This window comes from Paraburkholderia sp. SECH4, from assembly GCF_030511745.1.
In the GTDB taxonomy this organism is placed as follows: Bacteria; Pseudomonadota; Gammaproteobacteria; order Burkholderiales; family Burkholderiaceae; genus Paraburkholderia; species Paraburkholderia madseniana.
Genome location: NZ_JALOCP010000011.1, coordinates 136,057 through 162,928 on the forward strand (window position 1 = coordinate 136,057; position 26,872 = coordinate 162,928).

The 26,872-nt window shown below is 62.2% G+C and carries 22 protein-coding genes and 1 pseudogene; 15 read left to right on the plus strand and 8 right to left on the minus strand.

From position 1 onward, the window contains the following. The first annotated feature begins 21 nt into the window (after positions 1 to 21). Positions 22 to 855: pseudogene (locus M0D67_RS17365) on the plus strand (class II glutamine amidotransferase). Between the two features lie 124 nt (positions 856 to 979). Here the strand turns inward: M0D67_RS17365 and M0D67_RS17370 are convergent. Beyond that, the gene (locus tag M0D67_RS17370; RefSeq protein WP_266239270.1) at positions 980 to 1,933 is read right to left on the minus strand and encodes a LysR family transcriptional regulator; all 954 of its coding nucleotides are present in this window, start codon (positions 1,931 to 1,933) and stop codon (positions 980 to 982) included. Positions 1,934 to 2,033: 100 nt separating this feature from the next. Here M0D67_RS17370 and M0D67_RS17375 point away from each other — a divergent pair, with 100 nt between their 5' ends. Then, the gene (locus tag M0D67_RS17375) at positions 2,034 to 2,399 is read left to right on the plus strand and encodes a nuclear transport factor 2 family protein (protein ID WP_154560454.1); all 366 of its coding nucleotides are present in this window, start codon (positions 2,034 to 2,036) and stop codon (positions 2,397 to 2,399) included. Positions 2,400 to 2,497: 98 nt separating this feature from the next. Next, positions 2,498 to 3,127 carry a glutathione S-transferase family protein gene (locus M0D67_RS17380; protein ID WP_266239271.1) on the plus strand — a complete coding sequence of 210 codons (630 nt, stop codon included), beginning with the start codon at positions 2,498 to 2,500 and terminating at the stop codon, positions 3,125 to 3,127. 16 nt (positions 3,128 to 3,143) lie between these two features. Here the strand turns inward: M0D67_RS17380 and M0D67_RS17385 are convergent, their stop codons facing one another. Both M0D67_RS17385 and M0D67_RS17390 read right to left on the minus strand, forming a co-directional pair. After that, complete coding sequence (locus M0D67_RS17385) at positions 3,144 to 4,895, minus strand: cobalamin biosynthesis protein CobT (protein ID WP_266239272.1); 1,752 nt, start codon at positions 4,893 to 4,895, stop codon at positions 3,144 to 3,146. 33 nt (positions 4,896 to 4,928) lie between these two features. Then, entirely contained in the window at positions 4,929 to 6,155 is a 1,227-nt protein-coding gene (locus M0D67_RS17390) for an AAA family ATPase (RefSeq protein ID WP_266239319.1), read from the minus strand. 283 nt (positions 6,156 to 6,438) lie between these two features. Here M0D67_RS17390 and M0D67_RS17395 point away from each other — a divergent pair, with 283 nt between their 5' ends. The 3 genes from M0D67_RS17395 (at position 6,439) to tkt (ending at position 10,372) form a co-directional block, all read left to right on the plus strand. Further along, positions 6,439 to 7,545 carry a porin gene (locus M0D67_RS17395; protein WP_266239320.1) on the plus strand — a complete coding sequence of 369 codons (1,107 nt, stop codon included), beginning with the start codon at positions 6,439 to 6,441 and terminating at the stop codon, positions 7,543 to 7,545. 266 nt (positions 7,546 to 7,811) lie between these two features. Further along, positions 7,812 to 8,057, plus strand: coding sequence for a DUF6723 family protein (locus M0D67_RS17400; protein ID WP_093644253.1), 246 nt, complete (start codon positions 7,812 to 7,814; stop codon positions 8,055 to 8,057). 230 nt (positions 8,058 to 8,287) lie between these two features. Further along, positions 8,288 to 10,372 carry a transketolase gene (tkt, locus tag M0D67_RS17405; protein ID WP_266239273.1) on the plus strand — a complete coding sequence of 695 codons (2,085 nt, stop codon included), beginning with the start codon at positions 8,288 to 8,290 and terminating at the stop codon, positions 10,370 to 10,372. A gap of 32 nt (positions 10,373 to 10,404) precedes the next feature. Here tkt and zapE read toward each other — a convergent pair whose 3' ends face one another. Further along, positions 10,405 to 11,511 (minus strand): cell division protein ZapE, encoded by a 1,107-nt coding sequence (gene zapE / locus M0D67_RS17410; protein WP_266239274.1) that lies wholly within the window; start codon positions 11,509 to 11,511, stop codon positions 10,405 to 10,407. Between the two features lie 19 nt (positions 11,512 to 11,530). Then, positions 11,531 to 13,852 carry a PAS domain S-box protein gene (locus M0D67_RS17415; protein ID WP_266239275.1) on the minus strand — a complete coding sequence of 774 codons (2,322 nt, stop codon included), beginning with the start codon at positions 13,850 to 13,852 and terminating at the stop codon, positions 11,531 to 11,533. Between the two features lie 759 nt (positions 13,853 to 14,611). Here M0D67_RS17415 and M0D67_RS17420 point away from each other — a divergent pair. The 3 genes from M0D67_RS17420 (at position 14,612) to M0D67_RS17430 (ending at position 20,026) form a co-directional block, all read left to right on the plus strand. After that, positions 14,612 to 15,070: a response regulator gene (locus M0D67_RS17420; protein ID WP_171927094.1), complete on the plus strand. Its 459-nt coding sequence runs from the start codon at positions 14,612 to 14,614 to the stop codon at positions 15,068 to 15,070. A 282-nt stretch (positions 15,071 to 15,352) separates the two neighbouring features. After that, positions 15,353 to 17,569, plus strand: a complete 2,217-nt coding sequence (gene glgX, locus M0D67_RS17425; RefSeq protein WP_266239276.1) for a glycogen debranching protein GlgX — start codon at positions 15,353 to 15,355, stop codon at positions 17,567 to 17,569. 303 nt (positions 17,570 to 17,872) lie between these two features. Then, positions 17,873 to 20,026 carry a hybrid sensor histidine kinase/response regulator gene (locus tag M0D67_RS17430; protein WP_266239321.1) on the plus strand — a complete coding sequence of 718 codons (2,154 nt, stop codon included), beginning with the start codon at positions 17,873 to 17,875 and terminating at the stop codon, positions 20,024 to 20,026. A 36-nt stretch (positions 20,027 to 20,062) separates the two neighbouring features. Here M0D67_RS17430 and M0D67_RS17435 read toward each other — a convergent pair whose 3' ends face one another. After that, positions 20,063 to 21,082, minus strand: a complete 1,020-nt coding sequence (locus tag M0D67_RS17435; protein WP_154560446.1) for a class I fructose-bisphosphate aldolase — start codon at positions 21,080 to 21,082, stop codon at positions 20,063 to 20,065. A gap of 41 nt (positions 21,083 to 21,123) precedes the next feature. Further along, positions 21,124 to 21,444, minus strand: coding sequence for a thioredoxin family protein (locus M0D67_RS17440; RefSeq protein WP_054035427.1), 321 nt, complete (start codon positions 21,442 to 21,444; stop codon positions 21,124 to 21,126). Between the two features lie 355 nt (positions 21,445 to 21,799). Here M0D67_RS17440 and M0D67_RS17445 point away from each other — a divergent pair, with 355 nt between their 5' ends. The 4 genes from M0D67_RS17445 to M0D67_RS17460 all read left to right on the plus strand — a co-directional run bounded on the left by M0D67_RS17445 (position 21,800) and on the right by M0D67_RS17460 (position 25,793). Further along, positions 21,800 to 22,180 (plus strand): DUF2628 domain-containing protein, encoded by a 381-nt coding sequence (locus M0D67_RS17445; protein WP_266239277.1) that lies wholly within the window; start codon positions 21,800 to 21,802, stop codon positions 22,178 to 22,180. A 128-nt stretch (positions 22,181 to 22,308) separates the two neighbouring features. Continuing rightward, a complete protein-coding gene (locus M0D67_RS17450; RefSeq protein ID WP_266239278.1) occupies positions 22,309 to 23,631 on the plus strand; it encodes a sugar efflux transporter in 1,323 nt (440 codons plus the stop codon). 404 nt (positions 23,632 to 24,035) lie between these two features. Beyond that, a complete protein-coding gene (gnd, locus tag M0D67_RS17455) occupies positions 24,036 to 25,073 on the plus strand; it encodes a phosphogluconate dehydrogenase (NAD(+)-dependent, decarboxylating) (RefSeq protein WP_266239279.1) in 1,038 nt (345 codons plus the stop codon). A gap of 15 nt (positions 25,074 to 25,088) precedes the next feature. Continuing rightward, positions 25,089 to 25,793, plus strand: coding sequence for an HAD family hydrolase (locus tag M0D67_RS17460; RefSeq protein ID WP_171927091.1), 705 nt, complete (start codon positions 25,089 to 25,091; stop codon positions 25,791 to 25,793). 34 nt (positions 25,794 to 25,827) lie between these two features. Here M0D67_RS17460 and M0D67_RS17465 read toward each other — a convergent pair whose 3' ends face one another. Continuing rightward, positions 25,828 to 25,953, minus strand: coding sequence for a hypothetical protein (locus tag M0D67_RS17465; protein ID WP_257021129.1), 126 nt, complete (start codon positions 25,951 to 25,953; stop codon positions 25,828 to 25,830). 324 nt (positions 25,954 to 26,277) lie between these two features. Here M0D67_RS17465 and M0D67_RS17470 point away from each other — a divergent pair, with 324 nt between their 5' ends. Beyond that, on the plus strand, positions 26,278 to 26,400 hold the full coding sequence (locus M0D67_RS17470; protein WP_266239280.1) for a hypothetical protein: 123 nt from the start codon (positions 26,278 to 26,280) through the stop codon (positions 26,398 to 26,400). A 31-nt stretch (positions 26,401 to 26,431) separates the two neighbouring features. Beyond that, positions 26,432 to 26,638, plus strand: a complete 207-nt coding sequence (locus M0D67_RS17475; protein WP_101563197.1) for a hypothetical protein — start codon at positions 26,432 to 26,434, stop codon at positions 26,636 to 26,638. The last annotated feature ends 234 nt before the right edge of the window (positions 26,639 to 26,872 follow it).

The window sequence follows — 26,872 nt, forward strand, 5'->3', positions numbered from 1 at the left end:
GTCGCAACCGGAGGAGAACTCATGTGCCGCTGGCTCGCTTATACCGGTAACGCGCTGCAACCCGAAACGGTGCTGTTCAACGCCAAACACTCCCTGATCGACCAGAGCCTGCATTCGCGGCTCGGCCAGACCACCACGAACGGCGACGGCTTCGGCATCGGCTGGTACGGTCATCCCACCGACATCCCGTTTCGCTACCGCTGCATCCAGCCCGCGTGGAGCGACCGCAATTTACGCGAGGCGGCGCGGGCCATCCGCGCGCCGCTGTTCGTCGCGCACATCCGTGCGGCCACCGGCACGCCGTCGCAGGAAACCAACTGCCATCCGTTCCGTTACGGGCGGTGGCTCTTCATGCATAACGGGTTGGTGCGTAACTTTCCGCTGGTACGCCGCGATCTGATGCTGGCGATCGATCCCGAGTTGTTCCCGTCAATCGAAGGTTCGACGGATTCCGAGGTGCTGTTTTTGCTGGCGCTGACTTTCGGCCTCGAACTCGCGCCGGTTACCGCGCTCGAGCGGATGGTCGGTTTTGTCGAGGACGTCGGGCGCAAGCACGGTGTCGATGAGCCGCTGAACATGACCGTATGCGCCACTGACGGCTAGCAGATCGTCGCGGTTCGCTATTCGAGCGAAGGGCAGTCGCGCTCGCTCTTTCACAGCACCTCGTTCCGGCATCTGCACGACCTGTATCCGGACGACCCGCGCATCGCGACGGCGGGCGAAGACGCGTTCCTCGTGTTGTCGGAGCCACTGTCGGATTTGCCTGGCTGGTGGGAGGAGATTCCGGAGAGCACGGCCGTGGTCGCGCGGGGCGGAGAGATCGATCAGTATCCGTTCAAGCCGCAACTGGCGTAGGCGCGCTTTGATGCGCTGGTGTCGGGAGTTGGAAGTTCGTTCAACTAATATGGGCCGCCTCGTCGTGTGCACGACCCACGGCGCAACGGGTGTCGACTGAGAGCGAGCGCGAGCAACTCACGGCTTACTTCCTGCGTTGCTTCGGTGGCTTCCACGCCATCATTGCTTCGGCGCTCCATTGCGCGACAGTTAGCCTGGCAATGAGGAAGTCTGCCAACGCGCCCACCTTGGCGGGACGGGCGCGGGCCGTCGGCGTCACGAAGTAGAGACCGCCCTCAGGCAGGCGCCAGTCGGTGAGTATCGGTTCAAGCTGCTTGTCGCGGAAATACTGTGTGGCGACGAACTCAGGGAGTTCGGTGATCGCGAAGCCTTCGAGGGCTGTGGGCAGAAGCGCCTCGACGCTCGTCCCGCGCAGCGGACCCGTAGGGGTAACAGAGCATTCCTCGCCGGCCTCATTCGTGAATCGCCAAACGTCACGCCTGGATCTGTTCGCATAGGTGAGGCATTGGTGGGCTCTCAAATCGTCAGGATGCTGCGGCCGGCCGTATCGGGCGAGGTAGCCTGGAGACGCAACGACAAAGCGGCGCACCGGCACGATAAGGCGCGCAACGAGGGACGAGTCTTCCAGGATCGCGATCCGAAGCGCGGCGTCAAAGCCATCTCCGATCAGGTCGGCGTGGGCATCGGTTAGGTGAAGATCGACAGCGATTTCAGGGTAGGTTCGGAAAAACTCTGGCAGAAGGGGCGCGACCCAGCGGGCACCGAAGGAAAGGGGCGCGGCAAGCTTGACGAGCCCTCGCGGCCGGCTGGAGGTTTCACGGGCGAAGTTCTCCGCGTCCTCGGCGTCAGCGTAGATCCTGGATGCGCGCTCAGCCATCATGTGACCGTAGTCGGTCAAGGCAAGGCGACGAGATGTTCGATTGAACAGGGTGCCGCCCAGGCGCTCTTCCAGCCGGGTGACCGCCCGCGAAACGGTGGCCACGGATACCCCCATTGCTCTCGCTGCGCCCGCGAATGATCGCTCCTCGGCAACCTTGGCGAACATCGCGATCCCTTCGAAGTCCGGTAGTTTTGACATCGACAATCCTGCAACGATTGATTTCAAACATTTCTATTTCGCATTATCGCGCTTCGCCGCAAGATTGTCTCTCCGAAAGAATGAACCAAGGAGAATAGCTATGTCTGACCGAACCCATGAACTGCTCCACCGCAACCTTCAAGAGGTATTCGGCGAAGGGGACCCAATCCGACGTCGCGCCGCGATCAAAGAGCTGTACACCGACGACTGTGCGCTCTACGTTCCGCCGGGCATCTTCCTCGGCCATGACGCACTCGACAAGTTTGCGGGGGAGCTGCGCGCGACGCACCCTCACTTCGTCTACACGCCTGTTGGCGAGCCACAGACTCTGCACAACGCCGGGCGTCTCGCATGGAGTTCAGGCGCGCCCGGCGAAGCGCCGGACTACACCGGCATCGACGTGATCATCGTTCGTGACGGCAAGATTGCAGCACTCTACGTCTTCCTCGACGCTCTTCCGACCTAATCCTGGCAACGCTCACGTGGTGTTTGATCGCGACGCAGCGAGGGTTGCGCTCAACGGGTGGCATGCCAGGAAACAATTCAAATCAAAGGAACTTTCAAATGGTCAAAGTACATGCGTACGCAACGCCAAACAGCGTCAAGGTAACGATCGCCCTCGAAGAAATGGGCGTCCCCTATGAACTCGTGCCGGTCAACCTGCGCAAGGGTGAACAGAAGTCGGATGCCTTCAAGGCCATGAACGCAAATGCCAAGGTCCCTGTCCTGGTGGATCAAGCCATCCTGGGCGAAGCTGACATTGCGCTGAGCGAGTCGGCCGCCATACTGGTCTATCTCGCCGAGGCGACTGGAAAATTGCTTCCCAAGGCAGGCGTCGAGCGCGCCCTGGTATTCGAACAATTATTCTTTCATGCCTCCGGGCTGAGCCCAGCGTTCCTGCAGGCCTTCCTGGTGAAGCTCCAGGCATCTGCGGCACCGGAAGCAGCAGCGCGGGCGCTGGCCGAGGTCAACCGCACGTTGGGTGTACTTGAACGTGCGCTGGAGCGGGGCAAGTTCGTTGCCGGTCGCGAGTTCTCGATCGCGGATATCGCGCACTTTGGCTGGATCTGGCGGCACGAGTCGGTCGGCGCGAGCCTTGAGCAGACGCCAAATGTCGCTCGGTGGTTTTCGGATGTCTCTGCGAGGCCTGCGGTGATCACCGCCATTTCGAAGACCATGGCACTCGCTCAGTAACTTCTAACTCGCGACACTAGCGCGTCAGCAGCATCGAACTCAACACCGAGAACACCGTCGACGGCAATTCGGCAAGGCGGCTCACCACCACGTTGTGTGGATAGAAGTCCTCGACCGCATCGGTCAGCACGCCGATTCCCAGCAGTTCGATGCCGCGCTTCTGGATCGCCGCGACGCGTTCGCGCAGATCGTGGCGCAGTACCTGCGGGTCACCGTCGCCGGTCGACGGATAGCCGTCGGAGAACACGATCAGGATCCGCCGCTCGGCTTGATGATCTGCGAGCCGCGTCACGGCCCAGGCGAGCGCCTCGCCGTCAGGATTTTCGTGGCCGCAATCGATCGTGGCGATCCCGCTCAGATCCGTCGCGCCAAAGCGTTTATAGACTTTCAGATCGAGTCGCTCGACAAAGCGGTTATAGCGCTGCAAATCCGCGCCGGCCGCCAGTTGTCGCTCATACAGTTGCTTCATCGGCGTGGACTCGAGCGAGCAATAGCCAAGCACTTCGCAGTCGAACGACAACTGCGTCAGCGCATCGCACAGCGCGGTCGCGCACAGGCGCGCGAGCTCGATCTTGCGCCCGGCCATCGAGCCGCTGCGATCGATCAGCAAGGTCACCGCGACGTCGCGCCCTTTGGCTGCCCGCTGCGTGCGAAACGGCGTGCGGTAACCGGGCGAGGTCGCCAGTTTGGCGAGCGAGGTGCGGTCGATCTCTCCGCGTTCCTGTTCGCGACGCCAACGGATGCGTTCGTCCGCGCTCAGCGCACGCTCCAGTTTCTCCTTGAGCGGCGCGGTGTCCGCTCGGGCTTGCGCGCGAAGCTCGCGCCATGTCGCGCTGTCGCCTTGACCGGTGACGTCGGTGATCTCGTCGAATTCGGTGGCGAGCGGAATCGATAGCCGCGCGCGAGCGGTGTCTGAAGCGGTACCGGCTTCGCCTTCGGAACGTGCCGACGCTTGCTGTGCATCGGCTAGCGATTGCCCCATGCCCACCGCGTTTTCCGCTTGCGCGCCACCGCTTTTATCGGACGGCGGTGAGGCTGAGTTGTCCTGATCGGGCAGGGCTGTGTCGTCATCGTCGAGTGGCGCCGAGGAAGACGCGGCGGTTTCCGTGTCGATGTCTTCAACCGGATCCGCGGTGAACACCATGCTGTTGACATCGCCCGCCGACAAAGCCCGCACGCGCGCCACCAAGGCCTGCGCTGCCGCGATGCTATGCGCGGTCGAACGGCTTCTGCGCGACTCGTCCAGCAGATCCTGGGCGGCGTGCAGCGCGGCCAGCAGGGAATGGCTCGCTTCGGTCCGGGTCGGTTGCTCGTCCCACAGCGCGCGCTCCACCAGCCAGACCAGCCGGTCGCGCCAATGCAGCTTCGGCCAGCGTTGCCGCGCCTGCTCAGCGGCATGCGCTCGCAGTTTACCGATGAACCAGCGTGCGCCCGGATACTCGTCGAGCAGTTGCGAAGAAACGCGGCGATCCTCGATCACCTGCGCGAGATTCGCCGCCACGCCCGGCGGCAGCGCGTCCATCTGTGCGAGTGACGAATGTTTGGCGCGTGCCACCAGCAGATCCAGATAGCCGATCAGCACGTCGCGCTCGACGCCGCCGCTCAACTCGTAATCGGGAATCACGATGCGGCCCGGCTCCACGCGGGGCCCATCCGGACTGAAGGCGACCGTCACGCCGTATTGCCCGGTCAGCACGCGCGCCACTTTGCTGAGCGTCGATTCAAACGCGAAGCCTCGCGTGTCGCGCATTGCGTGCATGGCGTTCATGGTGCGTGTTGTGCGTGTCGTGGTCACTGACCGTCAGGCAGCCGGCGCAATGTGATGGCGAACGATGCCGCGAATCAGCGCTGCGTCTTCGGGGCTAACCTTCGCATAGATCGCAGGACCGGCGGCGCGTTCGGGTTCGCCGGTGCGCAGCATCAACTCGGCCCAGTCGAGCAGGCGCCGCGTGGAGAATGCGCTCGACAGGTCTTCGCGAGCGAACGCCGCACGGCAGTCGGCGGCAATCGCGGCGAGGGTGGCGGCGAGCGCGCGTGTCATGTGCGGGGCGAGGGTGCGCATCAGCACGTCGGCTTCTTCGGCGGGCGTCAGATAGTCCAACATATAGACGCGCCAGCGATCGAGAAACGCCTCGTTCATCAGATTCGCGCCCTGATACAGATGACGGAACTGGCTCATCGCACCGACCGCATTGGCCGTCGCGAACAGCCGGAACGCAGGATGCGGCGCGACGATCTCATTGCCTTTCTCTTTCAGCACGAGACGCCCGTGCGGTTCGAGCACGGCGGTGAGGGCAGCGAGAATCGACGGCTCGGCGAAATCGATTTCGTCGACGATCAGCCAGAGGCCCTCGCGCATCGCCGTGGGCAGCACGCCGTCCACCCAGATCGTCTCGCCGCCCTTGACCGTCCAGAAGCCGACAAAATCGCCGACGGTGGTTTGCCCGTTCATGTTCGAGCGCAACACGCCGTGATGCGAGCGCGCGGCGACCTGTTCAATCAGGCTGGTCTTGCCGGCGCCGGTGTGACCGATCAGCATGACGCGCCGGTTCTCCACGATATCTTCGACGATGTCGTTAAAGCGCTCGGAAAACAGATAGGCCGGATTGATGCGAGGCACGAGCGGATTGTCGACGCCGCAGGGCACGTCGACACGACCGATGCGTACCGTTTCGCCCGCGTCCTCTATCTGCAGATGGCGCTTCGCCGCCGAGGCCAGCGCCGCAACGCGCTGCAACTCCGGCATGAAGGCCACCCGTTCTGCAGCGCCTGCTTCGTCCGCGGCGTCGGGCGTATCGATTGCAAAACCTTCGCGGCGCCACTTCTTCAGCTTCGCGCGCAGGTTTTCCGCGTCGACCACCAGATCGATATCGACCGATCCGGTGCCGTTGCCGCCATCGACACCATGCTCGAGCCGATAGTTTTCCGGCCGGTCCGCCACGCTGACGCGCCACCATTCCGCGCCGTTTTCTGTCGCACGTTGGTAAAGGCCAAGGTTTTCGTCTTCGGTCAGTTCAGGCACGTTCATGGCGAGTGGCAAAGGATGAATGGGCAAACGATCAATGCGTTTCTATTTGGCTGATGCCGAATGACCGACTATCTTATCGTGAGTACCTTTCGATCTCATCGATGAGGATTTCTTTTGAGGCGCGCCAATTCCACTGCGGATTTTCAATGCCGGGCGCGCAGTCCGCAAATGCTTATTGCGTCAAACGGATAGGCCAGCAAGCACCGATCACCTATAGTTCGGCGCGAAACGTGTAGTTTTACAACATTCTATTCTCGACAAAGAAACTCACGGCAAAACAATGATGAGACTACATACAAAATTAGTGGCCGCGCTGGCGGTGATCAGTCCGCTGGCCTATGGTCAAACCAGCGTGTCGTTATATGGCCGTCTCGACGGCGGCGTGGAATACCTGAATCACATCAATAATGGCGCGGGCGGCAGTTCGACCCGTTGGAGTGCGGAAGGCGGCGATTGGGGCACCAGTATGCTGGGCCTCAAAGGCAATGAAGATCTGGGCGGCGGGCTGAATGCGATCTTCAACCTCGAAACCGGTCTGCAAATCATGAACGGCACCACGGGTGGCGGACGGTTGTGGTCACGGCGTGCTTTCGTCGGCCTGAAGAGCGACCAGTGGGGCACGCTGCAGGCCGGGCGCAATCTGTTCATCGATAGCGACGGCGTGTGGGAATTCGACCCGTTCGTGCAGGAGGCATTTTCGTCGGCATCGCTCGTGCGCGGACGTAACTGGCAGCAGACGAGCAACAACGTCGAGTATCACAGCCCGGTGTTCTGGGGCTTCGACGTGCAGGCGCAATACGCTTTCGGCAATCAGGCGGGCGCGTTCAACAGCGGTGCAGCAGGCGAGTTTGGCCGCTCCGACGGCATCATGCTGACGTATCACTCGCCGCTCTTCGACGTGCGCGGCATCTACGACGAACTGCGTGACAGCAACGGCCGCTTCAGCAATATCTTCCAGGCTTCGCGCGAATATTTCGCCGGTGCGAATGTGCATTTCGATGCGTGGAAGATTCAGGGCGCCTATACGCATTACTCGGCGCCGGATTCACCGGCGGGCGTGGCCGACACTGCCGATCACTACTGGCTCGGCGCGACGTACAACATCCAGTCGCGCTGGGCGGTGACGGCGGGCGGCTATTACATCAAGGTCGGCGACGGCAGCAGCGATGCCGCGCACGACCCGTCCGGCCACGCGATGATGTACGTGCTCGGCACCACCTATAACCTCTCGAAGCGGACCTTCGTGTACGGCACGGTGGGCTACGTGCGCAACGGCAGCAACTCGAATTTTTCGCTTGAAGCGTCGCCGCGCGATGCCACCAATAACACGAGTCCACTCGCCGGCGAATCGCAAACCGGCGCGTATGTCGGGATGCTGCATCAGTTTTAATGCGGCTTCAGTGGTACGTTCGTAACGGCCGTCCGTACGACGGTCGCCGCAACCCGTTGAGGCAACAACAACCGCGTGTCGATTTGCCCAGGCGCACTGGAGCCGAGTTCATCGGATTTCCAGTGCGCGCTGTTTTACTCCCCTCCCAATCTCGCGCTGAGCCGATTCCGCTTCGGGTGGAACAGGTATTGCTGAACGCCGGTACGCAGCTTGCTGCCATTCGAATAGGCGCACCGGACCAGAGGTGCAGGGATAGGGATATACACATGGCGCGACATAAGGCCGACGTGGTTGACGACGACTTCGAGATTTACGCCAGCTATCACGGAACAGGCGACGGCCGTTACATAGGTGGATTGAAAGTCGTCAGAAAAGCCGACAGGCGGATTCTGTTTCCATTCGATGGCGCACCCGAGATCGGCCCGTACGCGACTGCCGACGAGGCGCGCCGCGCGGCGATCGACTACGGCCGCGAGATCGTGGCCGCCGACCGTGCGGCCCCCGAGAAGTAACGCGCCAGGTAAAGCCGCAAGCCGTTTGAAAGAACCATCTCCAATCATCGGCACAACACGGCACAGGATGTAACGCGCCGTGCAGATTTACGCGCATCGGCGCATCATCGATGAGCCTTGTGGTCCTCAAGCGTTCTTCCACGTTCTTCCAGACGAACACCGGTCGCCGACCACGCCGATTCAATACGCGTCCCGGCGATGCCTCCAACCGCCGAACAAGGAGTGTCCCCATGCAAAACGATCCCGCCCTCGATCAGTTGTGCATCAACACGATTCGCACGCTGTCGATGGACGCTGTGCAAAAGGCCAATTCCGGTCACCCCGGCACGCCGATGGCTTTGGCGCCGGTCGCCTACCATCTGTGGCAAAACCACCTTGTTTATGATCCGGACGAGCCGCTGTGGCCGAATCGCGACCGCTTCGTGCTCTCGGTGGGGCACGCGTCGATGCTGTTGTACTCGCTGCTGCATCTGGCGAACGTCAAGGCCGTGGACCACGACGGCAAGCCGACCGGTGCGCCCGCCGTCTCGCTCGACGACATCGAACATTTCCGCCAGCTCGACAGCAGGACGCCTGGCCACCCCGAATTTCGTATGACCAGCGGCGTGGAGACGACCACCGGTCCGCTCGGCCAGGGGCTAGGCAATAGCGTCGGCATGGCGATGGCGGCACGCTGGCACGAAAGCCACTTCAACAAACCCGATGCGCCCCTGTTCGACTACCGCGTGTACGCGCTATGCGGCGACGGCGACATGATGGAAGGCATCTCGCACGAAGCGGCGTCGCTTGCAGGGCATCTGAAGCTGTCGAATCTGATCTGGATCTACGACAGCAACCGCATCACCATTGAGGGCCACACCGACCTCGCTTATAGCGACGACGTGGAGAGCCGTTTCCGCGGCTACAACTGGCACACGATGCACGTAAACGATGCCAACGACGCCGCGGGGCTGGAAGCGGCATTTGCCGAAGCAAAAAGCATCACGGACAGGCCGACGCTGATCGTGGTCCACAGCATCATCGCCTGGGGCGCCCCGCACAAGCAGGACACCTCCGCTGCGCATGGCGAGGCGCTCGGTGTCGAAGAAGTGGCGCTGACCAAGAAGTTCTATGGCTGGCCCGAAGACAAGTTCTTCTACGTGCCGGACGGCGTGCATGAACGCTTCGCGCAGGGCATCGGCGCGCGCGGCAAGGCGGCGCGCGAGGCATGGCAGGCGAAGTACGACGCGTACAACAAGCAATACCCGGAACTGTCACGCGAATTCGCGCAGATGGAAGCGCACGAATTGCCGGAGGGCTGGGACAACGACATCCCCACGTTCGATACAGACCCGAAGGGCATCGCCTCGCGCGACTCCTCAGGCAAGGTGCTCAACGCGATTGCCGCACGCGTGCCCTGGATGATCGGCGGTGCGGCCGATCTCGCGCCGTCCACCAAAACGAATCTGAAGTTCGAAGGCGCGGGCAGCTTCGAATCCGACGACTATGGCGGGTGCAACCTGCACTTCGGGATTCGCGAGCACGGCATGGGCGCGGCGGTGAACGGGCTCGCGTTGTCGAATATGCGCCCGTTCGGTTCGACCTTTCTGATTTTCAGCGACTACATGAAGCCGCCGATTCGCCTTTCCGCAATCATGGAAGTGCCGGCGATCTACGTGTTCACGCACGATTCGATCGGCGTCGGCGAGGATGGTCCGACCCATCAGCCGATCGAGCAACTGGCTTCGCTGCGTGGCGTGCCGGGACTGACCCTGCTGCGCCCGGGCGACGCGAATGAGGTCGCCGAAGCGTGGCGCGTGGCGATGTCACATCCGCGGCGGCCGTCGTGCATCGTCGTGTCGCGTCAGGCGTTGCCGACCCTGGACCGCACGCGCTATGCGTCGGCCAAAGGCGTGCAGAAGGGCGCTTACGTGCTCGCCGATGCGCCTGACGGGCAGAAGCCTGAAGTGATTCTGCTCGCCACGGGCAGCGAATTGTCGCTATGCGCCGACGCCTACGAGAAGCTCAAGAGTGAAGGGATCGCGGCGCGAGTGGTGTCGATGCCGTCGTGGGACATCTTCGAGCAACAGGACGAGGCCTATCAGGATTCCGTGCTGCCGCCCGATGTGGATGCGCGCGTCGCTGTCGAGCAGGCGGCAACGCTGGGTTGGGACCGCTATGTCGGGCGGCACGGCGCGCAGGTGGTGATGCATACGTTCGGCGCGTCCGCGCCGTTCGCCGATCTGAAGAAGAGGTTTGGCTTCACGTCCGAGCATGTGTATGACGCGGCGAAGCAGCAGATTGCGCGGGTGAAGGGTAAGAGCAGCAAGGCGTAGGGTGTGTCTGCAGACGGTCGTTCACGCCGCTGTCATGGCTGAACGACCGTCTGCGCTGCAGCGATCTCAATCCTGCCGGCAGTGTTGTCGAGCGTGCTGCGATAACCGCGCGATTGCATTTCGGCGAGACGGCTCAGCGTTCTCGACAGATCGTGCGCGCCTTCGAGTCCGCTCAGCGCCGCCTCGATCGGCTGATCGGACGCGATGAACAGCGCGCATTTGCGGTCGTAGAAGATATCGACAAGCCATATGAGCCGCTGCAGCGTATGCGCTTTGGCGAGCCATTCAGTGTGCACCTGGTCGAGAATCAGACCGTGCCAATGCTCGGCGAGGTCCAGATAGTCAAGGTGTGAACGGCTCGCCACGCACAGGTTGTCGAAGTCCACCCATAGCAACGCAGCACCTGCGGCGCGCGCGGCGAGCGGCCGGCCTGCCGCGCTGACGGTGGCAGGCTCCAGCGTCTCGTTGCCTTCATAGCGCTCGAAAATTTCCAGGAGCGCGTCGCCAGTTGCCGCGTCGAGCGGTGCAAAGAAATGCGACAGCGCGGCTTCTTCGCCGCCGAAACGATAATCGCGTGCGCCGTCGAAGTGAATCATCGTGAAGCAACGTTTGATCTGTTCGATCGTCGGCAGGAAACGCTCGTGAAACTCCGGGTCGGACAGCAGGGCGTCCGGTGCGTAGTTCGAGGTCAGCACGATGCGCGTGCCCAGGCCGATCGCGGTATCGAGAAACCGGCCCATCAGGAACGCGTCGGCGATATCGTGCACGTGAAATTCGTCGAAGCACAGCAGCTCCACGTCATCGAGCCATTGTCGCGAGACCGATCCCAGCCGGTCGTCGCCGCGCGGCTCATTCACCAGGCGCCGGTTCATCTCGCGCAGAAATTCGTGGAAATGCAGGCGCCGCTTCCGGCAGCTTGCCAGCTCAAATACCGTATCGACCACCAGGCTCTTGCCGCGTCCGGGCAAGCCGTGGCAATAGACGCCCGGATGTGCCGGCGTGGAACCGGACTTTGTGCGTCGCCCGTTTGTCCCGTTTGCGCCCAGCAACGTGACGAGCGCCGCGATGGCATCGCGCTGAGTTGCATCGGGAACGATGTCGTGCGCGGCGAGGGCACTGATTACCTGATCATCGAGCATAGGCTGAAGTTTCTGTGCGTTAGCGGCTCAATACGCGTTGTAACTCCCGCGGATCGACAGGCTTGGTGAAATGATGGTCGAAGCCTGCTTCTTCAGCGGTCTGCTTGTCCTGCTGCTGACCCCAGCCGGTGACGGCGATCAGCAGAATGTCGGCGTCCTGATGATCGTGGCGAATGCGCCGCGCCAATTCATAGCCGTTCAGACGCGGCAAGCCAATATCGAGAATCACCGCCTGCGGCGCGAATTCGCCGATCAGTTCCAGTCCGGCGATGCCGTCGCCGGCCGTGCGCACCTCGTGGCCTTCGAGTTCGAGCACCATGGCGAGGCTATCGGCGGCGTCCGCATTGTCGTCGACGATCACGACGCGCAAACCTGCCGTACGCGGCATCTCGGCCGGCGAACTCTCCGACTGCTCCGGGGTCGCTTTCGATAGTGGCAGGCGGATCACGAACTCGCTGCCGGTGCCTGGACCGTTGCTGAATGCGGCGACCGTGCCGCCGTGCAGTTCGGCGAGGCCGCGCACCAGCGCGAGACCGATGCCGAGACCGCCTTGCGAGCGCTCCAGCGCCGGGGCGAGTTGCGAGAACATTTCGAACACGCTGTCCAGATGCTCGCGCGGAATGCCGATGCCGGAATCGCGCACGACGATCACCGCTTCATCGCCTTCGCGCTCCGCGGCGAGCGAGATGCTGCCGCCGGGCGGCGTGTACTTGGCCGCGTTGTTCAGCAGGTTCAGAATCATCTGCGACAGGCGTGTCGGATCGGCGTCGAGATAGAGCGGCTCGCGCGGCAACGTCACGCTCAGATGATGCGCCGACGCCTGCACGGTGGGCCGCGCCGCTTCCATGGCGGATTGCATCGCACGCGCGAGTTCGAGCCGCTGCTTGCGCAATTCGAGCTTGCCCTGCGTGATGCGCGACACTTCCAGCAGGTCGTCGACCAGATGCGTCATGTGCTGCAATTGCCGGTCGAACACGTCGCGAGACCAGCTCAATTGCGGGTCGGCGAATTCCTTCAGACGCAGGATTTCGAGCACGTTGCGCATCGGCGCGAGTGGATTGCGCAACTCATGCGCGAGCGTGGCGAGAAATTCGTCCTTGCGGCGATCGGCTTTTGAGAGTTCCAGATTCAGGCGCTGCAATTGCTGTTCGGCACGCCTGCGCCCGGTGATGTCGCGGCTCACGCTGACCGCGCCATAGATGTCGCCACGCGCGTTTGCCAGCGGTTTGACCACCGTTTCACAGACCCCGCGTGTGCCGTCGCGCCGCACGAAAGTCAGTTCGCGGCGCCACGTGCCGTCCGCGGCGAGGGCGGCGAGCACTTCCCGGCGGATGCGTAACGCGTCTTCCGGCGGATAGAACATGGCGATCGGCTTGCCGAGAACTTCGCGCCGGCGATAACCCAGCACGCGCTCGCCTCCGGCGTTGAAATCGGTGATGTTGCCGCGCAGGTCGGTGATAACGATCGCGTCGCTCAGGTGTTCGAAAATCGCTGCCTGGCGCAGCAGCACGGTCTGCGCGTCCTTGCGCTCGGTGATGTCGATGCCGAGGCCGTAGATTGTCAGCGGCTCGCCCTGGCGGTCGTAGGTGGCGCGGCCACGGCCTTCCATCCAGCACCAGTCGCCGCTTGCATGCAGGAAGCGGAATTCGGCGACGTAGTCGTCACCGCTTTTCACTGCATGATCGACTGCCTCGTTGAGCGCAATCAGGTCGCCGGGATGAATCAGTTCGAAAAAGCCACCGGGCATTTTCGCAAACCGTCCCTCGGCGAAGCCCGCGAGCGCTTCCAGTTCGCGGCTCCACCAGAATTTGCCTGACTTCGACTCGTGCGACCACGCACCCATGCGCGCCCCGCGCATGGCGAGGCTCAGCACGTCGCGGCTTTCCTGCAATTCTTTCTGAGCGAGTTGATGCGCGGAGACAGACGCTTCTGCGTTGCGGCGCGCAAGCAGCAAGTCCTGCTCGTACTTGTGACGATCCGCGACGATCAGCACCGCCACTTCGAGGTAGCTGCTTTCGCCGTGATCGCGGCGCACCGCGTTGAGCAGCATCGGCACCATGTGGCCGTCCCGATGCAGCATGTTCAGTTTGACCTCGGCCACCGAACCCTGCATTTGCAGCAGCGGCGACCAGTGCGTCCGATGGAACACCTTGCTGTCGACTGTCAGCAGATCCTGAATGTGCTTTACCTCGGCAAGCTCCGGCGCGCTATAGCCGAGCCAACTGCAGAAGGTTGCGTTCACACGCAGGATCCAGCCGTCGGGGGTGGTCACGAGCAGGCCGCAGGCGGCGTGCTCGAACAAGGTATCGGCGGACGGCAAGGGGCGGTGCGTGCTTTGCATCGTCTTACAGGCTCAGCGGCGCGAGGTGGCGTTGCATGCGCTGGTCGCCGACACCATGCGCCAACATCATGGTCCGCTTGCCGCTACCGAAAATCTTTACGTTGTTGCGCTTCGTGACGCTCATCGTCGAGTCCTGTGGCCTGCCGGGATGGGTAGGGAATACGCCAGGCCCGGCATCGATGCGGAATGTTACCGCAGTCTCGCCGCGAGGCCTGGGCTGCGCGCCGACATGGAAAAGTCATTCGTATCGTTGGCATGCCCGGTTCGCGACGGCGGTCTCAGCCCGGCTGTGCGGGATAACCCGCAAGCAGGAATCCTCAATGCGACGCCGTTTTTCGACAAAATTTCGCGTTTTCCTTCAACTGAAGTTTGCGTGTTTTCCCCAACTCGCAGTGACTATATTCGCTCGTATACAACGGGCCGATGATGCAAAGGTGAATATAAAGCCATGCGCAATGCACGCAGCAAGGGCGGCATGCACGGCGGAAGTGCGTTTCATCCGTATTTCAACGCAATATTCCGTGCTTGCGCACGATGTGTCCGGAGGCGTCAAGACAGCATAAATCAGGAAGCGGTAGTCGGCCCAGTACGGTATGGTGATGAGGTAGCGCGTGTGCAGCGGCGGATCGAGCGTGGTGTGGCGAAAACCGAAGCGTGTGCCTGGCGAGCGATAAGCGCTTGCCGCGCGGTGGGAGCGAATCTTGCACGCATGTTCCTCGATGCCCAAACGTGGCACCAGAAAGAAGCCGGGAGACCAGGGTGACGTTCGACGACAGAATGGACGAGAGCGATGACGTCGTGGTTTGGCGGACTATTCAGTATGCGATGGCATCAAACCGTCGCGTGCTCGTGGTCGACGATTACCGCGAGGCGGCCGAAGCTTTGCAGATGCTGCTGAGCGCCGACGGCTTCGAGTGCCGCGCGCTGTGCGATCCGCTCGCCGTGTGCGGCATGGCCTGTGAATGGCAGCCGTTCGCCGTTCTGCTCGACATCAAGATGCCCGGCCTCGATGGTCTCGAGCTGGCTCGCCGCCTGCGGGCCAACCCGTTGACTTCGGACATGCTGCTGGTGGCCTGTACGGCTTTTGCTTCGCGCGAAGACAAGGTGCGCGCCAAGGCCGCTGGTTTCGATGCGCATTGTGCCAAACCCCTGACACCGGAGCGCCTCTTGCGCGTGCTCGAGTCTGCCGCCGCGTTGCATACTGTGGGACCACAGTAAAGACGGCGTATTTATGCCCGATGCGTTAATTCCTCTGCGAAGTTCTCACCGGTCAGCCGGTTCAGCGGACACTCTTTAGCCCGCGTCATTCCTGTCTCCATTCATGCACGGCGAATGCATCGTATGCAGTGCTTGCACTGCGACGTCCGTGCGTTTTTCCGTAGTTGCCTGAAGGACGCCTTGTGCTGCGCGCGCAACACTCAGGTCCATAATTTGCTGGAGCAGCAAGCTTGCGCGCTTAAAACACGTGCGCAAGCGCCTTCAGCTTCCACAGGAATCCCTATGTCATCCCAGGCCAGCTATTCGACGCGCATCGCGGAAGGCACACCTTTCCCGCTTGGTGCGACGTGGAACGGAAGCGGCGTGAACTTCGCGCTGTTCTCAGCGCATGCAACCGGAGTCGAACTCTGTCTGTTCGATGAAACCGGCGAGACAGAAATCGAACGCATCGAGCTTCCGGAGTACACCGACGAGGTCTGGCACGTGTTCGTGCCGAATCTGAAACCGGGTGCCGTGTACGGCTATCGGGTCCACGGACCCTATGAACCGGAAAAAGGACATCGCTTCAATCCGAACAAACTCCTGCTCGACCCCTACGCCAAAGCGCATATCGGCGAGCTCAAATGGGCGCCGGAAATTTTCGGCTATACGCTTGATTCGGAAGAGGGCGACCTGTCATTCGACGAGCGCGACAGCGCGCCCTTCGTGCCGAAGTGCAAGGTGGTCGACGCCAACTTTTCGTGGAGTCATCCGGAACGCAATGCGCTGCCCTGGGAGCGCGTGATCTTCTATGAAACGCACGTGCGCGGATTTACCAAACGTCATCCCGAAGTACCGGAGAATTTGCGTGGCACCTTTGCGGGACTCGGCCAGCAGGTGGTGCTCGATTACATCAAAAGCCTCGGCGTTACGTCGGTCGAATTGATGCCGATTCAGACCTTCGTCAACGACAGCCATCTGCTCGACAAAGGCCTCACCAATTGCTGGGGCTACAACACGATCGGCTTCTTCGCGGCCGACCCGCGCTTCTTCGCGTCGTCGATCGACTCGGTCGGCGAATTCAAGGAGATGGTCGACCGTTTTCATAATGCCAACCTCGAAGTCATTCTCGACGTGGTCTACAACCACACCGCGGAAGGCAACGAGCGTGGTCCGACGATCTCCTTCAAAGGCATCGACAACGCGTCTTACTATCGATTGATGCCGGACGAGCCGCGCTATTACATCAACGATACCGGTACCGGCAACACGCTCAATCTGTCCCATCCACGCGTGCTGCAGATGGTCACCGACAGCTTGCGCTACTGGGTGACGGAGATGAAGATCGACGGTTTCCGTTTCGACCTCGCCACGATTCTCGGCCGTGAAACGCACGGGTTCGACGAAGGCGGCGGCTTCCTCGACAGTTGCCGGCAGGACCCGGTGCTCTCCGCCGTGCGACTGGTTGCCGAGCCGTGGGACTGCGGCCCCGGCGGCTATCAGGTGGGCGGCTTTCCACCCGGCTGGGCCGAATGGAACGATCGCTTTCGCGATACGGTGCGCGGCTACTGGAAGGGCGACGAAGGCGAAGTCCCCGATCTTGCCAAGCGCCTGACCGGTTCGGGCGACAAGTTCAACCATCGTGGGCGCCGTCCATGGGCCAGCGTAAACTTCGTCGCCGCGCACGACGGCTTCACGCTCAACGATCTGGTCTCGTACAACGACAAGCACAACGAGGCCAACGGCGAAGACAACAAGGACGGCCACTCCGACAACAAGTCATGGAACATGGGCATCGAAGGCCCGACGGACGATGCGGAGATCCGGCAGCAACGCGAGCGTCAAAAACGCAATCTGCTGGCCACGTTGCTGCTCTCGCAAGGTACGCCGATGATCCTCGCGGGCGACGAATTCGGCCGCACGCAGAAGGGCAATAACAACGCGTATTGCCAGGACAATGAGATCAGTTGGGTCGATTGGGAAGGCATCGACGACGACGGCCGTGCACTGACCGAGTTCGTCAAGAATCTGACCACGCTGCGCCATCGTCTACCGGTACTGCGTCGCGGGCGCTTTCTCACCGGCGAATACAACGAGGCGCTCGACGTGACCGACGCGCGTTGGCTTTCTCCTGACGGCACCGATCTTTCGCAGGAACAGTGGGACGATCCGTCGATGCGCTGCTTCGGCCTCGTGATCGACGGACGCGCTCAGGCGAGCGGCATTCGACGTCCCGCGTCCGACGCGACCTTGCTGCTGGTGCTGAACGCGCATCACGACGTGGTCAATTTCACGCTGCCCGAGATTCCCGAGGGCGATCAGTGGACCTGTCTGCTGGATACGAATATGCCGGTGCGCGCAGAGTTGCCGCAATTCAGCGCCGGCGACGCCTATCAGGTGACGGGCCGTTCACTGCTGCTGTTCGCACTCGACGCGCCAAGCCGCGCGACGCAACGCGTGTTTGATCGCCTGGAAGAACAACTCACCACTGACGAGAACGAACGCCCGGCGGGAACGTGACGAGTGCGGTTCACATGACCCGTTACGTCTGACTAAATGGGACCTACCCGGAACCAACTCGCCTGAGTGTTCTTCACCGCGCTGCAACACGCGGTGAACGGCCTATCAGTGGACGCCCTACGTGCGCAATGCGTGTGCCCGACTAACGGCCGCCACACGTGCGTCGTTTCCGTCACGAGCCACGCTATGGAGAACGGCGGAAGTGCGGTAAATTCCGGGGAGCGGAAAAAGCGCACGGACAACGCGGGGCGCGTCGTGCACGACCACCCCGACCCGTACTCATCTTTCATGGAGATCGTGACCGTGCAACGTGCCGAACGTGTTGCAGTCGATTTCCCCATGCCGTCGCGTAATTTCGCGGTGACGCGGCGCGTGCTTCTGATCGTGCTCGCGGTTTCGATTGTGTTTCCTTTGGCCTGCCTCGCGGGTTACGGGTATTTCGATTACCAGCGCCGGATTGCCGATTCGAACGACATGATCGACCGGCTCGCGCGCGTCACCGAGGAACAGGCCGTCAAGGTGCTGGACCTCGACCAGCAGATGGCCTCGCGTATCGTCGACCTGCTCGGCAACGACAATGACGCGCAGATTCGCGCGCAGGAAGCCGGCTTGCACGACCGTCTGCGGCAAATCGGCGGTGACTTTCCGCAGGTCGCATCGATTTACCTGCTCGGTGCGGATGGAAAACTGCTGGTGTCGAGTCGCGCTTATCCGGCGCCGGTCATGTCGAATAGTCAACGTGAAGACTTCACTGCCGCCAAGGCGATGCGGCCGCAACCCTATTTCTCACTACCCTTATTCGGGCCGCTGTCGCAAACCAATGTGTTCAACACTGCGACCGGCCGCTCGGGCGAGAATGGGCAATTCCTGGGCGTGGTGTCTGTGGCGTTGCGCACCGACTACTTTTCGCGCTTCTACCGTGAACTGACGAATGGCGATACGTCGCTCTCGCTAGGTCTGTACCGTCAGGACGGCAGCTTGCTGGTGCGTTATCCGGCGTGGCCGAGCGGCGCCAAGCCTACCCAGCAAAGCGCGTTCATCGCGGCATTGCGCGACAAACAGTTATTCGGCCATATCCGTCTGACGTCAACGGTCGATGGCGTTGAACGGCTGCTGGCGTTTCGCCGCGTCGGCGACTACCCGCTCTATGTGATGAGCGCGTATGAAGCGGGCTCGATCGGCGCCGCGTGGCGCGAGCATTTCATGGCGATCGCGGCGATCACGGCCGTGCCTTGCGTGGCGATCTGGCTGCTGGTGTTTTTCTCATTGCGCCAGCTTGCCGGCGAGCGCCGCGCGTGGGAGCGCTGGCAAGGCGAAGTGGCGATGCGTCTTTCTGCCGAGGCGTCGAGCCGGCAATTGCAGCGCATGGGTGCGCTCAGCAATCTCGTCGCCAATGTCGCGCACGATTTCAACAATCTGCTGATGGTCGTATCGGCCAACACCGAACTCGCGCGCTTGAAGCGCTATAACAACCTGGAAAAAGAGGTGCAGGCCGTCGAGCGCGCCACCGCCACGGCGGAATCGTTGACACGGCGGCTCCTGAGCGTGGCGAAAAAACAGCCGGTCAAGCAGGAACCGGTCAACCTCGCCACATGGTTGCCGAGCGCCGCGCCACTCATCGACGCGGCGCTCGGCGACAACATCGAAATGGCCTTGAACATGGTCGACAACGTCTGGCAGGTGCTGGCCGACCCGACCGACCTCGAATTCGCGATCATGAATCTGGCGGTCAACGCGCGCGATGCGATGCCGCGCGGTGGCCGCTTCGTGATCCGTTGCCAGAACAACCGTCTGGTGGGCAGCGACACCTTGCTGCCCGACGGCGAATACGTGCTGATTGCCTGTTCCGACGACGGCGAAGGGATGCCCGAAGGCGTCGCCCGTCGCGCGTTCGAGCCGCTGTTCACCACCAAGCTGCGCGGCTCGGGCTCCGGCCTCGGCCTCGCCCAGGTCCTTGCCATGTGTGAACAGGCCGGCGGCACGGCCAAAATCGACAGCGTGCCGGGCAGTGGCACAACGGTCAGACTGTATTTGCCGCGCTATCGCGATCGGCAGAAGGCGGTACTGCCCGATGTAGAAACTGCGCAACAGCCGGCACCGGCTCCAATGGGCGTCGTATTGCTGGTCGAAGACAACGAAGAGGTGGCGGCGGGCGTAGCCGCCGTGCTGGAAACCTTCGGCTGCGAAGTGCGGCATGAGCCGACCGCCGACCTGGCGCTCGACGCGCTGAGCGGTGGCGCGAAGTTCGAACTCGTGCTGTCCGACATTCAGATGCCTGGCAAGCTAAACGGCATCGACCTTGCGGAGAAAGTACGCAGCGCGTGGCCGGCGCAGAAGATCGCGCTGATGACCGGCTACGCCGACGAGCTCGAACGGGCGCGCCGGCTCGGCGTAGCGATACTCGCCAAACCCTTCAATATTGACGAGCTGCACGCGCTGGTTGTTTGCGAACCGTAAGGCCGCTTCGGCAAGCGCGAGCCGCTCGTCACGAGACTAGCTCTTTTCCTGCGAAGCGTCGTACTTGCCGAGCGCCGCCGCGCTGTTCAGGCGGGCGCGCTTGAGCAACGCCTGCTGGGCTTCCTTGACGTTGCTCGCCTGACCCTTCCATGCTTGCAGCGGCGGTTCCTGCAACGCGCGGCCATACGAGAAACTCAGATTCCACGGCAGCGGCCCGAGGCGATTCATTGCATCGAGATTGGCCGTTGCCTCTTCCGGCGTTTGCCCGCCGGACAGGAACACGATCCCTGGCACCGCCGACGGCACCGTGCGCTTCAGTATCCGCACCGTATGCGCCGCGATGTCCGAGGTCGACGATTGCTGAGCGTGTTCAGAACCCGCCAGCACCATGCTCGGCTTCAGCAGAATGTGTTCGAGCACCACGCGATGCCGGTGCAGTGCGTTAAAGACTTCGTGCAACACGGCCTCAGTCACTTCCGCGCTGCGTCCGATGGTGTGATCGCCGTCCATCAGTACCTCCGGTTCGACGATCGGCACGATGCCCGCTTCCTGCGAGATCGCCGCGTAGCGCGCAAGGGAGTCGGCATTCGCTTCGATGGCTAGGCGGCTCGGCAAGCTAGCCGTGATGTTGTAGACCGCGCGCCATTTCGCAAAGCGCGCGCCTTGTCGCTTGTAATCGACGAAACGCCTGGCCAGGCCGTCGAGGCCTTCGGTGATTTCGTCACCCGGGGCGAGCGCGAGCGGAATCTTGCCGAGGTCCACCTTGATGCCGGGCACGATGCCGTTCCTCGCGGAGAGTTGCGGAAAAGGCGTACCGTCGTCCGCTTTCTGCCCGAGTGTTTCTTCGTAAAGGATCACGCCGCTCACGAATTCGCCAAGACCCGGCGTGGTCAGCAGCAGATTGCGATAGGCGCGGCGGTTCTCCTCGCTGGATTCGAGACCGATCGTCTTGAAGCGTTTGGCAATGGTCGGGCCGCTTTCGTCGGCGGCGAGAAGACCTTTGCCGGGTTGGGCCATCGCATCGACGGTGGCTTGCAGCTCGCTACGGGTGTCCATGAAGTGTGCTCCCAGTAATCCGGTTAGCGGATGAAGTCTTGTCAGACCGACGCGAAAGCCTCGGCTATCTCAGTGGCGTTAGCCGGGCGCACAATGCGTGCGACTTCGGCGCCGTCGCGCATGAAGATCAGCGTGGGCCAGAGTTTCACCTTGAAGGACCGGCCCAGCGGGCGGCCGGGACCGTCTTCGATTTTCAGATGCCTGATGCCGGCATGCGGTTCGAAAGCTTTTGCGATCGATGCTTGTGCGCCCTGGCAGTAGCCGCACCAGTCCGTGCCGAATTCTATGACCGTGACGCCAGGGAAGGCGTCGACTTCGGCTCGTGCGGGCGCTTTGGGGGAATAGGCTGTTCGGGTTGCCATGAGTGCTCCGGTGCTTTTTACCTGTGCCGGCAGGGCTTTCCACTGTCGCGGAGTCTCGCTGCCCGTCGATTTTTGTAAGAGTAGCAGCTATGGTCAGGATCGTCAGCGCGGGTGGCAGTTGCCTGTGCGCAGGCAAACCCACAATGCCAGCCGAAGCACAAAACCTGCTACCTCGCGCATTGCGTTACCGCCAGCGCCAAAGCATCCTGACCTGCAGGGTTCTGGAAAAAGTCCTCAACGCTAACGTGTTGTTCCTCGGCCAGTGCCTGTATTCACACAAACGCATATTCTTGTCAGCGTGACATGTTAAACGTCATGATTCGCCCTCGAGGCACCATCGCGTTCAGGAAAGGACATGGCAGAAAAGATCTACCTTCGGCACCCCGGCAAGGATGAAACGGTTGCGGTCGCCACCGGTTTCAGTTGGGGCGCGTTGCTATTGGGCTTCGTTTGGGCCATGTCGAAGAGAATGTGGTTTGCCACTTTCATCATGCTGGCGGTCAACACGTTGCTGTTTTTCTCGGGCTTGTGGGGTGAAACGATCGGCACGATCGGGCTGGTGCTGTCGGTGCTGTTCGGCGTTGTCTGTGGTGTTTATGGCAACCAGTGGCACCGTTGGACGCTCGAGCAGCGCGGATACGTCGTCGTGCGTCCGGCGGGCGAGGGCAGTTCGGCGGGAGCGGATAGTGCTGAGGCTCAAGCCACTCACGTACATCCCCCTGAGCAGATCCCCTGAATTGGGATGCGAGGGCGCAGGTTTACGCGTCGGCAAGCCAGGCCGATAATGCCCCGTTCGTTCCGGCCACGAAGTCTGCGCCGCGCATCGCGCGTCGCAGACTCGCTTTCCCTGACCCACCGCCACCCGTGTTGAAAACCTCCCTTTTTTTCGACCTGCTGCACATCCCTGGCTTCAAGCCGCTGGCCGCCGCCACCCTCATGCTTGGTGTGGCGATGTCGTTCACCGCTCCGTATCTGTCGCTGTTCGGCGTAGAGCGCGCCGGCATGACGCCGCTCAGGCTCGGCATCTTCATGACGCTGATCGCTGCCAGCGGGGTGCTCGCCAGCACCTTCGCCGGCCGCTGGAGCGACACGAGCGGACGGCATCGGCCGTTGCTGCTGGCGGCACTGGTGGCCGCCGCTCTCGGTTATCTCTGTCTATGCGTAGTGCGTGACTACCGGCTGCTGCTGGCGGTCGGCATTGTCTTCATCGGCGCGGGCGGCTCGGCCATCTCGATGGTGTTCTCGTTCAGCCGCGCGGCACTGCCGGTGCCGGACCCCGCGGAGCGCGCATTCGCCAGCGCCACCTTGCGGACCATCCTCTCGGCGGCGTGGGTGTTCGGGCCGTCGGTGGGCGCACTGGTGCTCGCCGGCGCCGGCTTCTATGGGCTCTTCCTGTTCGCGGCGGCAAGTTTCGCGACCTGCGCGACCATTGTCTGGCGCATGCGGGAGCCGCAAGGCCATCTGGGCGATCACACGGTCGAAGACACGGCCTCGGAGCCGTCGGCCTCGATCACGGTGCCGCCGCTGACCGCACCCGGCGAAGAGGCGCACGAGGACTTGCCGGGCGTCGCCTCGCAGAACGACATCCGCCGTGCCGTGGCTGCGCTCACCTTGCTGGGTCTCGCCGCGAACGCCACCATGATCGTGCTGCCGCTCTACATCGTGCACGGCCTGAACGGCACGCATCTCGACGTGTCGGTGATGCTCGGGCTCGGCGCCTTGACGGAAATTCCGATGATGCTCGCGCTCGGCGCGAAGTCGTCGACGCTGCACAAGCCGAACTGGCTGGCCGCCTGCGCAGCGGTTCACGCGCTGTATTTCGTCGCAATGTCCGTGGCGGGGACCGTCCACGTGCTGATCCCGATGCAGATACTCAACGCGTTCGTGGTCGCGGTGACTTCGTGCCTCGGCATGGTCTACGTACAGGATCTGATGCCGCATGCGCCGGGCCGCGCGACGGCGTTATTCTTCAACGCAGCGCGGGTCGGCTCGATTCTCTCCGGCGTGTTGTCGGGTTTGCTGGTCGAGGCATTCAGCTATCGCGGCACCTTCCTGTTCTGCGGATTGCTGGCGCTTTGTGCGCTGGTGCTGTTTGCCGTGCCGGGCTATCGTTATCCGCTCATGTGGCGTGCGGTGCGGCGTTTCGCGCTCCAGCAATACGAGAAGGTCCAGGCGCGCCGGCAATAGGGCTTGCAGTTCGTACTTGCCACGCCCTTGGCGCGCTCAAGCCGATCCGATCCATGCCCACATGCGGCGGCGCCCGCGAAAGCGTCGCGCTTTATCCCGTGCCAGAAGTGTAAGAAGGCAGTTAGCTAAATCGAAGCCTACGTCCTGACTGCAGCGCATACCGAAGCACGTCCGGAACTTCTGGCTGCGCAAAACCTCACCAAAGAAGCGTATTGTCGTTTGATGCAGGCAGGGGTGCCCGATTCACTGCATGGACGGTGCGAGCCTGCTACCGTGTGTCCGTCGGATCACACAAAACGCAACTACAGTTAGGAGAGCCACTTGCCGCCTGCGGAGCGCGCGGCATGGCCGCAGCACACCGAGCCAGATCGAGCAGCGCAACGAGACACTTTCCGGAGCGAGATATGCAGCTAGGCATGATTGGATTGGGACGCATGGGCGCGGACATGGTGCGGCGCCTGACGAAGGGCGGTCAGCAATGCATCGCTTACGACGTCCAACTGGCGGCGGTGGAAAAACTGAAACAGGACGGCGTCGCGGGTGCCGCATCGCTGGAAGACCTGGTCGCGCAACTGCAAAAACCGCGCGCAGTGTGGCTGATGGTGCCCGCGGCGGTGGTCGACAGGACGCTCGAGAACCTCGTGCCCTTGCTGGAGCCCGGCGACATTGTGATCGACGGCGGCAACTCTTATTACCACGACGACATACGCCGTAGCGCCGAACTCGCACAGCGCGGGCTTCACTATGTGGACGTCGGCACGAGCGGCGGCGTCGCGGGACGTGAGCGCGGCTACTGTCTGATGATCGGCGGCGAGACTGAAGTCGTGAAACGGCTCGAACCGATTTTCTCGACGCTTGCTCCGGGTGCGGGCGCAGCGCCTGCCACGCCGGGGCGCGCAGCCGGCAGCAGCACGGCCGATCAGGGCTTCCTGCATTGCGGTCCGCAGGGCGCCGGGCACTTCGTGAAGATGGTCCACAACGGCATCGAATACGGCATGATGGCCGCGTATGCCGAAGGCCTGAACATTCTGCGTCACGCCGATGCCGGCAAACACGCGCGCGAAGCCGATGCCGAAACATCGCCGCTGCGCCGTCCCGAGCTTTACCAATACGAACTGAATCTCGCCGAGGTCACCGAGGTATGGCGGCGCGGCAGCGTGATCGGTTCGTGGCTGCTGGACCTGATAGCAGGATCGCTTGTCAGCGACGCCGATCTGCAAAGCTACGCAGGGCGCGTATCGGATTCGGGCGAAGGGCGCTGGACGGTGGCGGCAGCGATCGACGAAGGCGTGCCGACGCCGGTGCTGAGCGCGGCGCTATTCGCGCGTTTCAGTTCGCGGGGCGACGCGGATTTTGCGAACCGGGTGTTGTCGGCCATGCGGCACGACTTCGGCGGTCACGTCGAGAAAGCGGCCACGCCGGCCGATGGACACAAGAGCTAATTCCGGGGAGCCGCAATGCAAGCCTCTAATACCACGCCTCACGACGTCGTCTTTCTATTCGATTGCGATAACACGTTGCTGGACAACGATCATGTGCTGGCGGATTTACGCGCGCAGATGAAACGGGAGTTCGGCGAGCAGAACTGTGCGCGGTACTGGGAAATTTTCGAAGGTCTGCGGGCGGAGCTTGGCTACGCCGATTACCTCGGCGCGTTGCAGCGGTATCGGCTGGAGAACCCTCGGGACACACGCCTGTTGTTGATGTCGGCGTTTCTGATCGATTATCCGTTTGCGAACCGGCTGTATCCGGGGGCATTGGATGCGATCAAACATGTGTCGCAGTGGGGGCCTGCGGTGATTTTGTCCGACGGCGATGTGGTGTTCCAGCCGCGCAAGATTTCCCGTTCGGGCCTATGGGAAGAGGTAGGGGGACGGGTTTTGATCTACATCCATAAGGAACAGATGCTCGATCAGGTGATGGAGTGCTATCCAGCCCGGCACTATGTGATGGTGGACGACAAATTGCGGATTCTGACCGCCATGAAGAAGGCCTGGGGAGAGACGCTGACTACGGTTTTCCCTCGCCAAGGGCACTACGCATTCGATCCCAAGGAGATTTCCAGCAATCCGCCCGCGGATGTGACCATCGAGAGGATTGGGGAGCTGGCTGATATCGACGTCGATATGCTTCTGAGCGGCGGGACGGTAGGGGGCGCCTAGATTTTCTGCCTTTCAGCGCCCACCGGGTGGCTTGCTAGCCAAGGCCCAGCAATTTGACCAGCAAGCCGAACACGCCCACCAGCACGGCGACACCGGCGCACAACAGCACAAGCGAGAGAAGGAGAATCAGGGGCCCTTTGAGGCGGCTGGGTGTCGACATGGTGGCCGTTCAGATAGAGGGCGAGCAGCAGAGGATGCGCCAGATGCGGCCCGCCGTCGCGCATTTAGCATGAAGAGCTTAATCGCATTCACTTAATGCCCACTTAAAGTTTGGCGCAAGACCGGCGGCTTCTGCCGCGCCAACCGCGCCCGTCAGCCGGACAGTCCAACAGCGTACAGACACGGCGGCCAATTGAGCGCATGATCCTTGCTTGGCGCGCGTCGTAACCCGATTTGCTGAAAATCGACCGCGCGCTCAATCGGATGCCCACTTTCACGTCGCAGGCGATCAAACGCAGTGCGGCCGGCGGGCCAAGGAAAAATCATGACATCCGCAATCTGGGGCATCGTAGCAGGCATGGCGCTGATGTTCGGCGCTTCGATGTACCTGCGTCAGCTTCGTCTCCTGCACCGCCCGGACCACCGTTGGACTGGCAAGAAACGTTGATTCGTCACACATCCTCGAAAAGGGAGGCACCATGTCACCAATACCTGCTCCGCGACGTTCGCCGTCGCCGTTGCGTCAGTCCGATTCGCCTGGCGCCGTGCGCGACCGGCGCGCCGAACTCGGCCGCGCCGACGAAGCGCGCGCCGAGCAACGCGAACGCGACGACACCCGCAACGATCCCAATGCCAGCAAATGGCGCTACCAGCCACCACAACGGAAAGAGAAAGAGCCGGTGTAAGGCCTTCAACTGAACACCCGCAAACGAACGAACAAACAATCGAACGGGCGTTAGCCAACGTTCGGGCCGGCAATCGGATCGGCCAATTCCCTATCGGCGCTTCCCGCGCCTACACGAAAGCGACGCACACGCGTCGCAAGATCAAGCTTTGGACGATCGCGCCGAACCATGACGCGCATGTCCTGTCACACCCCTGACGATCGCCGGCCCGCCCCCAGGAACCTTGCACAACGG